Here is a 14247-nt window from a genome sequence, read left to right as displayed (position 1 = left end):
CATTCGAAATCGGGTCGCGTCGGTCCGCGGGGCGCTGATATCGATGGCATATGACGACTGAACTGCGGGTGCTCGACCCCGCCGTGTGGGACGACTGGTACGGCGTTCTGGAGCTCGCGTTCGGGGGTGTCGAGGAGTCGGACGAGGAGCGCGGGCTCTGGCGGGAGCTGACCGAGCCCGCGCGGTCGATCGGCGCCTGGGACGGGGACCTGTGCGTCGGTACGGCGGGGGCGTTCACGTTCCGCCTGACCGTGCCGGGCGGGGCGTCGGTACCGGCGGCGGGGGTGACGATGGTGAGCGTGGCCGGGACGCACCGGCGGCGCGGGATCCTCACCTCGATGATGCGGCGCCAGCTGGACGACGTCCGCGCGTGGGGCGAGCCGCTGGCCGTCCTGACGGCCTCGGAGCCGGCGATCTACGGACGGTTCGGGTACGGCGTCGCCGCGTACTCGGCCTACGGGTCGATCGACACCACCCGGGTGCGGCTGACGGTGCCGGCGGACGCGGACGGGGTGACGCTGCGGCGGGCGACCCTGGCGGAGGCCGCGGACGCCTGTGAGGCGGTGTACGCGCGGCTCGTCCCGCGCCGCCCCGGCATGCTGGCCCGTCGCCCGGGCTGGGAGCGGCTGCCGCTGATCGACCCGCCGGGCGACCGGGACGGCGCCTCGCCTCGGCACTGTGTGCTCGCCGAGCGGGACGGGGAGGTCGTGGGCTTCGCGCACTACGCGATCAAGCCGCAGTGGGACTTCACGGGCGCGAGCGGGGTCGTCGCGGTGCGGGAGCTGGCGGGTCTCGATCCGGCGGCGGAGGCCGCGTTGTGGCGTTTCCTGTGCTCGGTGGACCTGACCTCGCAGGTCCGTTTCCACAGTCGTCCCGTGGACGACGGCTGGCAGCACCTGGTCTCGGATTTCCGGCGGTGCGCGATGACGTTGCGGGACGGGCTGTACGTGCGCCTGGTGGAGGTCGGGGCGGCGCTTGAGGCCCGGACGTACCAGGCCCCGGTGGACGTGGTGTTCGAGGTCGAGGACGCGTTCTGCCCGTGGAACGAGGGGCGTTGGCGGCTGACGGGTGACGCGAAGGGCGCGGTCTGCGTCCGTACCGACGACGCGGCCGATCTCGCGCTGTCCGTACGGGAGTTGGGATCGGCCTATCTGGGCGGGGTGTCGCTGGTGTCGCTCGCGGCGGCGGGCCGGGTGCGGGAGCTGCGCGAGGGTGCGCTGGTGGAGGCGTCCGTGGCGTTCGGCTCGCCGGTCGCGCCGTGGCTGCCGCACGGGTTCTAGGGGTCCCCGAAGGGGCCCGCTAGGCGCCGCTCTGGCAGGTCGGGCACCAGAAGAGGTTGCGGGCGGCGAGGTCGGCGGTGCGGATCTCGCCGCCGCAGACGTGGCAGGGCAGGTGGGCCCGGCGGTAGACGTAGACCTCGCCGCCGTGGTCGTCGACGCGCGGCGGGCGGCCCATCGCCTCGGGGGTGTGCTCGGGGCGGACGGTGTCGATGCGGTTGAGGCGCACGCCCTCGCGCATCAGCGTCACGAGGTCGTCCCAGATCGCGCGCCACTCCCGCGCGGTCAGGTCCCTGCCCGCGCGGTACGGGTCGATGCCGTGGCGGAAGAGGACCTCGGCGCGGTAGACGTTGCCGACGCCCGCGATGACCTTCTGGTCCATGAGGAGGGCGGCGATGGTGGTGCGGGACCGGGAGATCCGCCGCCACGCCTTGTCGGGGCCGTCGCCGTCGCGGAGGGGGTCGGGGCCGAGCCGGTCGTGTATCGCCCGCTTCTCGGCGTCGGTGATGAGCGCGCAGGTGGTGGGTCCGCGCAGGTCGACGTAGGCGTCGGGGTCGGCGATCCGCAGCCGGACCGTGTCGGTGGGCGGCGGGGCGGGCGCGTCGCCGAAGCCGACCTTGCCGAAGAGGCCGAGGTGGATGTGGATCCACTCCTCGTCGGCGAAGCCCAGGAAGAGGTGCTTGCCGTGGGCCTCGGTGCGGGCGAGGACGGTGCCGTCGAGGAGGGCGGCGGAGTCGGAGAACTTGCCCTGCGGGCTGGAGACGCGCACCGGCCGGCCGCCGAACCGTTCCCGGTAGTCGGCCGCCAGCCGGTGGATGGTGTGCCCCTCAGGCATGGCCGCTGATCAGGCCTCGTTCTGCGGGTGGTGCGCCGGGATCGGGGGGAGCTCGCCGGTGGTCTCGTACGCGCTCAGCATGTCGATGCGGCGGGTGTGGCGCTCGTCGCCCGAGTACGGGGTGGTCAGGAAGATCTCGACGAACTTGGTCGCCTCTTCCTGGGAGTGCATGCGGCCGCCGATGGAGATGACGTTGGCGTTGTTGTGCTCGCGGCCGAGGGCGGCGGTCTGCTCGCTCCAGGCGAGGGCGGCACGGACGCCCTTGACCTTGTTGGCGGCGATCTGCTCGCCGTTGCCGGAGCCGCCGATCACGATGCCGAGGCTGTCCGGGTCCGCGGCCGTCTTCTCGGCGGCGCGCAGGCAGAACGGCGGGTAGTCGTCCTGGGCGTCGTAGATGTGGGGTCCGCAGTCGACGGGCTCGTGGCCGTGGGCCTTCAGCCATTCGACGAGGTGGTTCTTGAGTTCGTAGCCGGCATGGTCGGAGCCGAGGTAGACGCGCATGGTCCGAGTGTGGCACGGCCGGGGCGGGGTAACGGTCAGCGGGGTCGGGACCTTCGTCCGGGACTTCGGTCCCGTCGATCGCGGCCCCCTCTCCCGGATATGTCCTGAATCACGATCCGGAATCAGCTCTTCCGTACTCACCGGTCTCCGGGTTACATGTCTCCGGCTCGCGACCCGAGCAGCCCCCATACCGAAGGAAGCGTTCATGAACACGCAGCCGACCCTGGCGAAGGAAGGCGGGAACACCGGAGACCCCGGTCACGCTCCGCACTCCCCCGGCGCCCACGGCTCCGACGGCCTGAAGGCCGGACTCAAGAACCGCCATCTGTCGATGATCGCCATCGGCGGCGTCATCGGCGCCGGCCTCTTCGTCGGCTCCGGCTCCGGCATCGCCGCGGCCGGTCCCGCCATCCTCCTGTCGTACGCGCTGGTCGGCGCCATGGTCGTCTTCGTGATGCGGATGCTCGGCGAGATGGCCGCCGCCCGCCCCTCCTCCGGTTCCTTCTCCGCCTACGCCGACCAGGCGCTCGGCCGCTGGGCGGGCTTCACCATCGGCTGGCTGTACTGGTTCTTCTGGGTGGTCGTGCTCGCGGTCGAGGCGACCGCCGGCGCGGTGATCCTGGAGAGCTGGGTCCCGGCCGTGCCGCAGTGGGCCTGGGCGCTCATCGTGATGGTGGTGCTCACCGCGACCAACCTCGGCTCGGTGGCCTCCTACGGCGAGTTCGAGTTCTGGTTCGCCGGCATCAAGGTGGTCGCCATCGCCGCCTTCGTCGCCATCGGTCTGCTCGCCGTCTTCGGCGTGCTGCCGGGCTCGGACAACCCGGGCGCGGGCTTCGCCCACCTCACCGACACCGGGGGCTTCTTCCCGATGGGCGCGGGCGCGATCCTCACCGGTGTGCTGATGGTCGTCTTCTCCTTCATGGGCAGCGAGATCGTCACCCTGGCGGCCGGCGAGTCGGAGGACCCGCAGCGGGCCGTGACCAAGGCGACCAACAGCGTGATCTGGCGGATCGGCGTCTTCTACCTGGGCTCGATCTTCGTCGTGCTCACCCTGCTGCCGTGGAACGACAAGTCGATCACCGAGAAGGGCTCGTACGTCGCCGCCCTCGACTCGATCGGCATCCCGGCCGCCGGCCAGATCATGAACGTGATCGTCCTGACCGCCGTGCTGTCCTGCCTGAACTCCGGTCTGTACACCGCCTCCCGCATGGCCTTCTCGCTCGGCCAGCGCGGCGACGCGCCGAAGTCCTTCGCCCGCACCAACGCCCGCGGGGTGCCCGTCACGGCGATCCTCGCCTCGGTCGTCTTCGGCTTCGTGGCGGTCTTCTTCAACTACTGGCGGCCGGACGACGTCTTCGCCTTCCTGCTGAACTCCTCCGGCGCCGTCGCCCTCTTCGTCTGGCTGGTCATCTGCCTGACCCAGCTGCGGATGCGCGGGATCATCCAGCGCGAGGCGCCCGAGAAGCTGGTCGTGAAGATGTGGCTCTTCCCGTACCTGACCTGGGCGACCGCCGCCATGATCGTCTTCGTCCTCGGCTACATGGTCTACGCCGGCGGCAGCAACCGCGAGCAGGTCGTGCTCTCGCTGCTCGTGGCCGCGCTCGTGCTCGCGATCGGGCTCGTCAAGGACCGGATCCAGAAGCGCCCGGAGACCGAGCGCGTCTGATCCGCGGAACCGTGATCCATACCTGACGGAGCCTGTCAGGTATCCGCGAAAGGCTCTCCGTACACCGACCACCTCGGGAACGGAGAGCCTTTCCATGTCCGGAGCGCAGACCACCGACGAGCAGACCGCCGACGAGCAGACCGCCGACCGGATCACCGACGAGCAGGCCGTCGACCGGCAGATCACCGGGTTCCAGACCGCCTTCCCGGTGCGGCCCGACCGGGTCGTGCGGCCCACCCGACCCGAGGAGGTCGGGGTCGCCGTCCGGTACGCCGCCGAGCACGGTCTCACGGTCGCCGTGCAGTCCACCGGGCACGGGCGCGGCGGCCCCGTCGAGGGCGGGCTGCTGATCGACACCCGGCGGATGGACGAGGTCGTCGTCGACCCGGTGGCCCGCACCGCGCGGGTGGCGGCCGGAGCCCGCTGGGGGCAGGTGATCGAGGCCGCCGCCCCGCACGGCCTGGCCCCCCTGAACGGCTCCTCGCCCGGCGTCGGCGTGGTCGGCTACCTCCTCGGCGGCGGCCTGGGCATTCTCGGCCGTACGTACGGCTGGGCCGCCGGTCACGTGCGCGCGCTCGACCTGGTGACGGCGGACGGGACCGCGCACGCGCTCGCGCCGGGCGACGAGCTCTTCGGGGCGGTGCTCGGCGGCGGCCACGGTCTGGGCGTGGTCACCTCCGTGGAGATCGGCCTGGTGCCGGTCGCCCGGCTCTACGGCGGCTCGGTCTCCTTCGACGGCGCCGTGGTCGACCCGGCCGAGGTGCTGCGCGGCTACGCGGCCTGGGCGCGGGAGCTGCCGGAGACGCTGACCTCCTCGCTGGCCGCCCTGGTCTACCCGGACGTGCCCGCGCTGCCCCCGCACCTGCGCGGCCGCCACGTGCTGTCGGTGCGGGTCGCGTTCACCGGCGAGGCGGCCGAGGGCGAGCGTCTGGTGGCGCCGCTGCGGGCGATCGGACCGGCGCTCGGCGACTCGCTGCGGGAGCTGCCGTACACCGACAGCCACACCATCCACGCCGACCCCGACTTCCCGCACGCCTACTGGGGGGACGGGATCCTCCTCGACGACCTCGACGAGGACGCGCTCGCCCGGGTGCTGCGGCTGACCGGGCCGGGTGCCGGACGGATGGCGGTGGTGCAGCTCAACCATCTGGGCGGGGCCCTCGGTGCCGAGGCGCCGGTGCCGAACCGCGACGCGTACCGGGAGGCGGGCTGGCTCGTCCGTGCGCTCTACCCGCTCGACGAGGAGGGCGTGGCGCCGGTCGGCGAGCTGCACGCGCGCGTGCGGGAGGCACTGGCCCCGCGGACGCTCGGCCGGGCGGCGGGCTTCGTCTTCGGCGACCGCGGGCGGACGGAGGGCCTGTACGACGCCGGGACGGCGAAGAGGCTCGCCGCGGTCAAGGGGGAACTCGACCCGGCGAACCTCTTCGCGGGGTTCGCGGTGCGGTGAGGGCGCCACGACCGCCGGGCGGCCCGGTCCGCGGTGCGGTGGGCGCCACGACCGCCGGGCGGCCCGGCCGTTGTGGACGGGCCCCGGCGCGGGCGGACGGCTCAGCCCTTGCGGCCGGCCAGCTTCCAGGCGGCCGGCACGGCGCCCATGGCGAGGGCCGCCTTGAGCGCGTCGCCGATCAGGAACGGGGTGAGGCCCGCGGCGACGGCCTGGCCGAGGGTCATGCCGGTGGACAGGGCCAGGTAGGGGACGCCGACCGCGTAGATGACCGCCGAGCCGAGCGCCATGGTGCCGGCCATCCGCAGCACCGAGCGGTCGGCGCCGCGGCGGGCGAGAGCGCCCACGACGGTCGCGGCCAGCAGCATGCCGAGGATGTAGCCGAAGGACGGCATGGACCAGCCGGAGGTGGCCTGCGCGAACCACGGCACGCCGGCCATGCCGGCCACGGCGTACAGGCCGAGCGCGAGGAAGCCTCGGCGGGCGCCGAGGGCGGTGCCGACGAGGAGCGCGGCGAAGGTCTGGCCGGAGACCGGGACCGGGGAGCCCGGGACGGGGACGGAGAGCTGCGCGGCCAGGCCGGTCAGCGCGGCACCACCGGCGACCAGCGCGATGTCACGGACGCGGCCGGCCGGGATCAGGTCGGCGAGGACCGTCCCGGACCGGAGGGAGGAGACGGGGGCGGCGGCGGTGCTCATCGGTACTCCGTAGGGGTGACGGGGACAGGGACGGGACGGTCAGGCTCGACCGTATGCCAGGGGTGAGCGGCCGAACACGGTCAGCCGCCCACAAAGCGCGGGGCGAGCCCTTCGTGGAGATCAAACAAAGCCCACTTCCGCCGCTCCACGCAGCGTGACGCTTGTCACTGGGGACTCCCGTCCGGAGGTCCTTTTTGCGCCATGGGCCCCTCCATGGAGAGACTGTGGGGTCTCCATAAACCGTTCCGAGAGCGATTCCTCCATGCCCGACTCCCTCGCCCCCGAACCCGAGCCGCTCTCGCACGGGCTGAAACAGCGTCACCTGACGATGCTCGGGCTCGGCGGGGTGATCGGCGCCGGCCTCTTCGTCGGCTCCGGCGCGGGCATCGCGGTCGCCGGTCCCGGGATCGTCGTCTCGTACCTGATCGCGGGCGCGCTCGCGATGCTGGTGATGCGGATGCTGGGCGAGATGTCGGCGGCGATGCCGGCGTCCGGCGCGTTCTCGGTGCACGCCGAGCGGGCGCTGGGCCGCTGGGCCGGCTTCTCGGTGGGCTGGCTGTACTGGTTCCTGCTCGTGGTGGTGCTGGCCGTGGAGGCGACCGGTGCGGCGCGGATCGCGCACGGCTGGGTGCCGGGGATCCCGCAGTGGGGCTGGGTCCTGGTGTTCATGCTGGTGTTCACGGCGGCCAACCTGGCGGCCGTGAAGAATTTCGGCGAGTTCGAGTTCTGGTTCGCCGCGCTCAAGGTCGGCGCGATCGTGCTGTTCCTCGTCCTCGGCGCGCTCGCGATCGCCGGGTGGCTGCCGGACACGGATCCGGTGGGCACGGCCAACCTGACCGGACAGGGCGGATTCCTGCCGCACGGCTGGGAGGGCGTGGTCTCCGGGGTCCTCGCCGTCGTCTTCGCCTTCGGCGGTCTGGAGGTCGTGACGATCGCGGCGGCGGAGTCGGCCGACCCGGCCCGCAACGTGGCGCGGGCGGTGCGCAGCGCGGTGTGGCGGATCCTGTTCTTCTACGTGGGCTCGATGCTGGTGATCGTGACCCTGCTGCCGTGGAACGCGATGCGGCCGGGCGAGTCGCCGTACGTGGCGGTGCTCGACACGATCGGCGTACCGGGGGCCGGGCAGATCATGAACGTGGTGGTGTTCGTGGCGCTGCTGTCGGCGCTGAACGCGAACCTGTACGGCTCCTCGCGGATGGTGTTCTCGCTGGCCGAGCGCGGCGAGGCGCCGCGGGGGCTGCTGAGGGTCTCGGGCGGCGGGGTGCCGCGCCGGGCGGTGCTCGCCTCGGTGGCCTTCGGTTTCGTCTCCGTACTGCTCAATCTGAAGTGGCCGGATTCGGTCTTCCTCTACATGCTCAACGCGGTCGGCGCGGTGCTGCTGTTCGTGTGGGCGCTGATCGCGGTCTCGCAGCTGCGGCTGCGGCGCCGGATCGAGCGCGAGGCGCCGCAGACGCTGTCCCTGCGGATGTGGGGCTTCCCGTGGCTGACCTGGACGGCACTGGCGGCGATGGCGGCGGTGCTGGTGCTGATGCTGCTCGACGACGGCGCGCGGCCCCAGGTGCTGTGGTCGGGCGCGGCGACGGCCGCGGTGCTGGCGGTGGCGTGGGTACGGGAGCTGCGCGGCGCCCGGGCGGACCGCGGGGAGTGAGCCGGACGGGCGGCACCGCGCCCGGCGGCGGGCGCGGGGCGTGAGCCGGACGAGCTCCCGACGAAGCGCTACGGGATCTTCACTTTGTGTGAAGGTCGTGCCCGTATAGCGGACATCCGTTCCCCGTGAGCGGTGCGGCCCCACAGACTGTGGGCCACCCTCCCCCGTCTCCGCTAGCGAACAGGGCTCGCCCATGTCTCGGACCACCGCGCCCGCGCCGGCCGACCGCAAGGACGGCGCGGCCGCCGCTCCCGTCGGCGGCCTGGCCCACGGCCTCAAGCAGCGCCATCTGTCGATGATCGCCCTCGGCGGTGTCATCGGCGCCGGGCTCTTCGTCGGCTCCGGCGCCGGCATCGCCGCGGCCGGCCCCTCGATCGTCCTCGCGTACGCGATCTCCGGTGTGCTCGTCATGCTGGTGATGCGGATGCTGGGCGAGATGTCGGCGGCGAACCCGGCCTCGGGTTCCTTCTCCGTCCACGCCGAGCGGGCCCTCGGGCCGTGGGCCGGCTTCACGGCCGGCTGGGCCTTCTGGTTCCTGCTGTGCGTGGCCGTCGGCCTGGAGGGCATCGGCGCGGCCAGGATCATGACGGGCTGGTTCCCGGGCACCCCGGAGTGGGCCTGGGTGGCCCTGTTCATGCTGGTGTTCTGCGGGACGAACCTCGCGGCCGTGAAGAACTTCGGCGAGTTCGAGTTCTGGTTCGCCGCCCTCAAGGTCGGCGCCATCGTCCTCTTCCTCGGCATCGGCGTCCTCGCGATCGTCGGCGTCCTGCCGGGCTCCGACGCCCCGGGCACGGCGAACCTGACGGGCGAGGGCGGATTCTTCCCGAACGGCTCCGAGGGCCTGATCGTCGGTCTGCTCGCCTCCGTCTTCGCGTACGGCGGTCTGGAGACCGTCACGATCGCCGCGGCCGAGTCCGAGCACCCGGTGCAGGGCGTGGCCAAGGCGGTCCGTACGGCGATGTGGCGCATCGCGCTCTTCTACATCGGCTCCATGGCGGTCATCGTCACCCTGGTCCCGTGGGGCGACAAGGCGGTCGTCGACAAGGGCCCGTACGTCGCCACCCTCGACCACCTGGGCATCCCGGCCGCCGGCCAGATCATGAACGTGGTCGTCCTGGTCGCGCTGCTGTCGGCGATGAACGCCAACATCTACGGTGCCTCCCGCATGGCCTGCTCGCTGGTGGCCCGCGGACAGGGCCCGAAGGCGCTCGGCCGCACCTTCGGCGGTGTGCCGCGGCCCGCCGTCCTCGTCTCGTCGGTCTTCGGCTTCGGGTGCGTGCTGCTCAGCTACTGGTCGCCGGACAAGGCCTTCATCTGGCTGCTCAACACCATCGGCGCGATCATCCTGGTCGTCTGGTTCTTCATCGCGGTCTCGCAGCTGGTGCTGCGCCGGCGCACGGAGCGCGAGGCGCCCGAGAAGCTGGTCGTGAAGATGTGGGGCTTCCCGGTGCTCACCTGGGTGGCGCTGGCCGGCATGGCGGGCATCTTCTTCCTGATGGCCCGTGAGGAGGGCACCCGGGTCCAGCTCTACTACACGGGCGGCCTGACGCTGCTGCTCGCGGTGGCCGGCCTGGTGCTGCAGAAGGCGCGGGAACGGGACGCCGAGAAGCTCTGATCCCTCGAACCCCTCGGGCACGAGACGCGAGCGAACCCCCGGACCGGGCCGGTCCGGGGGTTCTTCCGTGTCCGGGCCGGTCCGAGGGTCTTCCGTGTCCGGGCCGGTCCGAGGGTCTTCCGTGTCCGGGCCGGTCCGGGGGCTCTTCCGTGTCCCGGCCGCCCTCGCGCCGCGGTGGCCTAGGACCATCGACCGACCCACCGGCTGATCAACATCGATCGCACCTGCTGCTAGCCTGCACTTGCATACAGCTTGCAATAAGCACAGTCGAAGGGCTCGGCACATGGCGATCTACACACTTCCGGAGCTGCCGTACGACTACGCGGCGCTGGAACCGGTGATCAATCCGCAGATCATCGAGCTGCACCACGACAAGCACCACGCCGCGTACGTCAAGGGCGCGAACGACACGCTGGAGCAGCTGGAGGAGGCCCGCGACAAGGAACAGTGGGGCGCGATCAACGGCCTGGAGAAGAGCCTCGCCTTCCACCTGTCGGGCCACATCCTCCACTCCATCTACTGGAACAACATGAACAGCCCGAAGGACGGGGGCGGCGGCGAGCCGCTGGCCGCCGACGGGGTCGGCGAGCTCGCCGACGCGATCACCGAGTCCTTCGGCTCCTTCGCCAAGTTCAAGGCCCAGCTCACCAAGGCCGCCGCGACCACCCAGGGCTCCGGCTGGGGTGTGCTCGCCTACGAGCCGATCAGCGGCCGGCTGATCGTCGAGCAGGTCTACGACCACCAGGGCAACGTCGGCCAGGGCTCGGTCCCGATCCTGGTGTTCGACGCCTGGGAGCACGCCTTCTACCTCCAGTACAAGAACCAGAAGGTCGACTTCATCGACGCCATGTGGCAGGTCGTCAACTGGCAGGACGTGAACAAGCGCTACGCCGACGCGAAGGGGCGCACCCCGCTCATCGGCATCTGATCACCGGCGACCGGCCCCCGGGATCCGGGATCCGGGATCCGGGATCCGGCGGACTCCTGCTCGTGATCGTCTTCTCAACCTTCACCGGGCAGGCGGATGAAAGAAGAACCCCCGCGATGACGTGAATCGCGGGGGTTCTTCCCTGTGGGGGGGCGACGGCTACTCGAAGCTCGGCGCCGCCGTACGGGTGCGCTTGATCTCGTAGAAGCCCGGCGTCGACGCCACGAGGAGCGTGCCGTCCCACAGCCGGGCCGCCGCCTCGCCGCGCGGGGTCGGGGTGACGACCGGACCGAAGAAGGCGATCTCGGCGCCGTCCGGGCCGGGGACGGAGATCACCGGCGTGCCGACGTCCTGCCCGACCTTGTCGATGCCCTCCTTGTGGGAGGCGCGCAGCTCGGCGTCGTAGGTGTCCTTCTCCGCGTAGTCCACGAGCTCGGCCGGCAGGCCGACGTCGGCGAGCGCGCCGGCGATCGCCTCGCGGGTGGGGCCCTCGCCCTTGTTGTGGAAGCGGGTGCCGAGCGCGGTGTAGAGCTTGCCGACGACCTCGTCGCCGTGCAGCTGCTGGGCGGCGGTCACCACGCGGACCGGGCCCCAGGCCTGGGTCTCCATCATCTCCCGGTACTCCGGCGACATCTCGTCGAGCCGGTCCTCGTTCAGCACGGCGAGGCTCATCACCTTCCACCGCACGTCGACCGGGCGGAGCTTCTCCACCTCCAGCATCCAGCGGGAGGTCATCCAGGCCCAGGGGCACAGCGGGTCGAAGAAGAACTCGGCGGTGGTCCTGCTCTCGGACATGTCACTCCTCAGAAGGCGGATCGGGGCACCTCGCAGGGCAACGCCCGGCCACCGGACCGCATTCCCGTGTTCCTGGCGACAGTGCCACATGGGAGGATCGGTGCTGTTTCGAACGCGCCACGAAGGAGTGACCGTGCCCGGTGAGAATCTGTCCCGCGACGAGGCCCACGAGCGGGCCGCGCTGCTGTCCGTCGACGGGTACGAGGTCGCGCTCGACCTGCGCTCGGCGGTCGGCGAGTCCGCCGAGGACGTGCGCACCTTCCGCTCGGTGACCACGATCCGCTTCCGCCGCACCGGCGAGGGCGACAGCACCTTCGCCGACCTGATCGCCCCCTCGGTGAACGCGGTCACCCTCAACGGCCGCTCGCTCGACCCGGCCGCCGTCTTCGACGGCTCGCGGATCGCGCTCGACGGCCTGGCGGACGAGAACGTGCTGGTCGTGGACGCCCAGTGCGCCTACAGCCGCACCGGCGAGGGCATGCACCGCTTCGTCGACCCGGAGGACGGCGAGGTCTACCTCTACACGCAGTACGAGCCGGCCGACGCCCGCCGGGTCCACGCCAACTTCGAGCAGCCCGACCTGAAGGCCCCGTACCGCTTCGAGGTGACCGCGCCCGAGGGCTGGACGGTCTGGTCGAACGGCGCGGGCGAGCAGGGCGCCGACGGGGTGTGGCGGTTCGCCGAGACGGCGCCGATCTCCACGTACATCACCTGTGTCGTGGCCGGGCCGTACCACTACGTGACGGACACCTACAAGCGCACCCTCCCGGACGGGACCGAGCTGGAGATCCCGCTCGGGGCGATGTGCCGCAAGGGGCTCGCGAAGCACTTCGACGCGGACGACGTCTTCCTGGTCACCAAGCAGGGCTTCGACTTCTTCCACGACAACTTCGACTACCCGTACCCCTTCGGGAAGTACGACCAGGCCTTTGTGCCCGAGTACAACCTCGGCGCGATGGAGAACCCGGGCATGGTCACCTTCCGCGAGGAGTACATCTACCGCGGCAAGGTGACGCAGGCGGCGTACGAGCGCCGGGCCAACGTGATCCTGCACGAGATGGCCCACATGTGGTTCGGCGACCTGGTCACCATGGTGTGGTGGGACGACCTGTGGCTGAAGGAGTCCTTCGCCGACTTCATGGGCTCCTTCTCGCTGGCCGAGGCCACCCGCTTCACCAACAGCTGGGTGACCTTCGCCAACAACCGCAAGGCGTGGGCGTACCGGGCCGACCAGCTGCCGTCCACGCACCCGATCACAGCCGACATCCGTGATCTGGAGGACGCCAAGCTCAACTTCGACGGCATCACCTACGCCAAGGGCGCCTCCGTGCTGAAGCAGCTGGTGGCGTACGCGGGACGGGAGGCGTTCCTGGAGGGCGCGCGGCGCTACTTCAAGCGCCACGCGTACGGCAACACGCGCCTCGCGGACCTGCTGACCGTCCTGGAGGAGACCTCCGGCCGGGACATGAAGAGCTGGGCGAAGTCCTGGCTGCAGACCTCCGGCGTCAACACCCTGACGCCGGTCATCACCTACGACGCCGAGGGCCGGATCACCGAGCTCGCCGTGCTCCAGGAGGGCGACGAGCTGCGTCCGCACCGCGCCGCCGTCGGCCTCTACCGGGCGGACACGGACGGCACCCTGACCCGCTACGCGCGCGCCGAGGCGGACATCACCGGCGTCCGTACGGTGGTCGCGGACCTGGCCGGGGCCGAGCGGCCGGACCTCGTGCTGGTCAACGACGACGACCTCACCTACTGCAAGATCCGTTTCGACGAGACCTCGCTCGCCACGCTGCGGGCGCGGCTCGGCGACATCACCGACCCCCTGGCGCGCGCGCTGTGCTGGTCGGCACTGTGGAACCTGACCCGCGACGGCCTCATGCCGGCCCGCGACTTCGTGAAGGTCGTCCTCGACTTCGCGGGCCGCGAGACCGACATCGGCGTGCTCCAGATGGTGCACGCCTGGGCGCAGTCGGCCGTCACCCACTACGCGGCGCCGGACTGGCGGACCGAGGGCGGGCGGCTGCTCGCCGAGGGCGGTCTGCGCGAGCTGCGGCTCGCCGAGCCGGCCAGCGAGCACCAGCTGACCTGGGCGCGGTTCTTCGCCGCCGTGGCCTCGTCCGAGGCCGACCTCCAGCTCCTGGAGGGCCTGCTCGACGGCACGGCCGCGATCGACGGGCTGGACGTCGACCAGGAGCTGCGCTGGGCGTTCCTGGGGCCGCTGGCCACGCACGGCCGGGCGGACGAGGCCCGCATCGACGAGGAGCTGGCCCGGGACGACACGGCGACCGGCAAGCGCCACCAGGTGCGCTGCCTGGCCGCGCGGCCCTCGGCCGCGGTCAAGGCGCAGGCCTGGGCGCAGGTGGTGGAGTCGGACGCGCTGTCCAACGCCCTGGTGGAGGCGACGATCGCGGGCTTCGTGCAGCCCTCGCAGCGCGAGCTGATCGCGCCGTACGCGGAGAAGTACTTCGCGGTGATCGAGCGGATCTGGGCGGACCGGTCCATCCAGATCGGCATGGACGTGGTGCGGGGTCTGTTCCCCGGCCTCCAGGACCGGGCCGAGACCCTGGCCGCGACCGACGCGTGGCTGGCCGCACACCCCTCGGCCGCTCCGGCGCTTCGCCGTCTCGTCCTGGAGGCGCGTGACGACCTGGCGCGGGCGCTGCGGGCGCAGGAGTGCGACGGGCGCGCGGCCTGACCCGACGGCATGACGACGGCCCCCGGCGGAGGTCTCCGCCGGGGGCCGTCGTACGCGCCGGCGAGGGGGCGGCCGGGGCCCGGCCGGGTCGTCGGAGGCGAAACCGCTGTTCATCGGCATTCGAACGCGCGTACTTTAGTGC

Annotated in this window: 11 protein-coding genes; 7 read left to right on the top strand and 4 right to left on the bottom strand. The window is 71.8% G+C overall.

All coding sequences use genetic code 11. The annotated features are described in order from the left end of the window. Positions 1 to 50 precede the first annotated feature (50 nt). A complete protein-coding gene (locus ABD954_RS22780; RefSeq protein ID WP_345488290.1) occupies positions 51 to 1280 on the top strand; it encodes a GNAT family N-acetyltransferase in 1230 nt (409 codons plus the stop codon). A gap of 19 nt (positions 1281 to 1299) precedes the next feature. Here ABD954_RS22780 and ABD954_RS22775 read toward each other — a convergent pair whose 3' ends face one another. Continuing rightward, positions 1300 to 2112: an Fpg/Nei family DNA glycosylase gene (locus ABD954_RS22775; RefSeq protein WP_345488288.1), complete on the bottom strand. Its 813-nt coding sequence runs from the start codon at positions 2110 to 2112 to the stop codon at positions 1300 to 1302. A 9-nt stretch (positions 2113 to 2121) separates the two neighbouring features. Continuing rightward, positions 2122 to 2613 (bottom strand): ribose-5-phosphate isomerase, encoded by a 492-nt coding sequence (locus ABD954_RS22770; protein ID WP_345488286.1) that lies wholly within the window; start codon positions 2611 to 2613, stop codon positions 2122 to 2124. A gap of 205 nt (positions 2614 to 2818) precedes the next feature. Between ABD954_RS22770 and ABD954_RS22765 the strand changes: the two genes are divergently transcribed. Next, a complete protein-coding gene (locus ABD954_RS22765) occupies positions 2819 to 4279 on the top strand; it encodes an amino acid permease (protein WP_345488284.1) in 1461 nt (486 codons plus the stop codon). A 94-nt stretch (positions 4280 to 4373) separates the two neighbouring features. Beyond that, entirely contained in the window at positions 4374 to 5726 is a 1353-nt protein-coding gene (locus ABD954_RS22760) for an FAD-binding oxidoreductase (protein WP_345488282.1), read from the top strand. A 101-nt stretch (positions 5727 to 5827) separates the two neighbouring features. Here the strand turns inward: ABD954_RS22760 and ABD954_RS22755 are convergent, their stop codons facing one another. Further along, positions 5828 to 6421 carry a biotin transporter BioY gene (locus ABD954_RS22755; protein WP_345488280.1) on the bottom strand — a complete coding sequence of 198 codons (594 nt, stop codon included), beginning with the start codon at positions 6419 to 6421 and terminating at the stop codon, positions 5828 to 5830. A gap of 262 nt (positions 6422 to 6683) precedes the next feature. Here ABD954_RS22755 and ABD954_RS22750 point away from each other — a divergent pair, with 262 nt between their 5' ends. The 3 genes from ABD954_RS22750 to ABD954_RS22740 all read left to right on the top strand — a co-directional run bounded on the left by ABD954_RS22750 (position 6684) and on the right by ABD954_RS22740 (position 10612). Further along, entirely contained in the window at positions 6684 to 8069 is a 1386-nt protein-coding gene (locus ABD954_RS22750; protein WP_345488278.1) for an amino acid permease, read from the top strand. A gap of 193 nt (positions 8070 to 8262) precedes the next feature. After that, a complete protein-coding gene (locus ABD954_RS22745; protein WP_345488276.1) occupies positions 8263 to 9684 on the top strand; it encodes an amino acid permease in 1422 nt (473 codons plus the stop codon). Between the two features lie 283 nt (positions 9685 to 9967). Then, positions 9968 to 10612 (top strand): superoxide dismutase, encoded by a 645-nt coding sequence (locus tag ABD954_RS22740; protein ID WP_345488273.1) that lies wholly within the window; start codon positions 9968 to 9970, stop codon positions 10610 to 10612. A 159-nt stretch (positions 10613 to 10771) separates the two neighbouring features. Here the strand turns inward: ABD954_RS22740 and ABD954_RS22735 are convergent, their stop codons facing one another. Beyond that, the gene (locus ABD954_RS22735; protein WP_345488271.1) at positions 10772 to 11407 is read right to left on the bottom strand and encodes a mycothiol-dependent nitroreductase Rv2466c family protein; all 636 of its coding nucleotides are present in this window, start codon (positions 11405 to 11407) and stop codon (positions 10772 to 10774) included. A 133-nt stretch (positions 11408 to 11540) separates the two neighbouring features. Between ABD954_RS22735 and pepN the strand changes: the two genes are divergently transcribed. Then, entirely contained in the window at positions 11541 to 14105 is a 2565-nt protein-coding gene (gene pepN, locus ABD954_RS22730) for an aminopeptidase N (protein ID WP_345488269.1), read from the top strand. Positions 14106 to 14247: the final 142 nt, after the last annotated feature.

It is taken from the genome of Streptomyces roseoviridis (assembly GCF_039535235.1).
In the GTDB taxonomy this organism is placed as follows: Bacteria; Actinomycetota; Actinomycetes; order Streptomycetales; family Streptomycetaceae; genus Streptomyces; species Streptomyces roseoviridis.
Note: the sequence above shows the minus strand (reverse complement) of the source record. Positions and strands in the feature narration are given on the sequence as shown.

What these genes read in the sequence shown, in the direction of transcription:
- ABD954_RS22775 (WP_345488288.1), bottom strand. Translation starts at nt 2,112, where the DNA reads ATGCCTGAGGGGCACACCATCCACCGGCTGGCGGCCGACTACCGGGAA.
- ABD954_RS22765 (WP_345488284.1), top strand. Translation starts at nt 2,819, where the DNA reads ATGAACACGCAGCCGACCCTGGCGAAGGAAGGCGGGAACACCGGAGAC.
- ABD954_RS22735 (WP_345488271.1), bottom strand. Translation starts at nt 11,407, where the DNA reads ATGTCCGAGAGCAGGACCACCGCCGAGTTCTTCTTCGACCCGCTGTGC.
- ABD954_RS22740 (WP_345488273.1), top strand. Translation starts at nt 9,968, where the DNA reads ATGGCGATCTACACACTTCCGGAGCTGCCGTACGACTACGCGGCGCTG.
- ABD954_RS22750 (WP_345488278.1), top strand. Translation starts at nt 6,684, where the DNA reads ATGCCCGACTCCCTCGCCCCCGAACCCGAGCCGCTCTCGCACGGGCTG.
- ABD954_RS22755 (WP_345488280.1), bottom strand. Translation starts at nt 6,421, where the DNA reads ATGAGCACCGCCGCCGCCCCCGTCTCCTCCCTCCGGTCCGGGACGGTC.
- ABD954_RS22745 (WP_345488276.1), top strand. Translation starts at nt 8,263, where the DNA reads ATGTCTCGGACCACCGCGCCCGCGCCGGCCGACCGCAAGGACGGCGCG.
- ABD954_RS22760 (WP_345488282.1), top strand. Translation starts at nt 4,374, where the DNA reads ATGTCCGGAGCGCAGACCACCGACGAGCAGACCGCCGACGAGCAGACC.
- ABD954_RS22770 (WP_345488286.1), bottom strand. Translation starts at nt 2,613, where the DNA reads ATGCGCGTCTACCTCGGCTCCGACCATGCCGGCTACGAACTCAAGAAC.
- ABD954_RS22780 (WP_345488290.1), top strand. Translation starts at nt 51, where the DNA reads ATGACGACTGAACTGCGGGTGCTCGACCCCGCCGTGTGGGACGACTGG.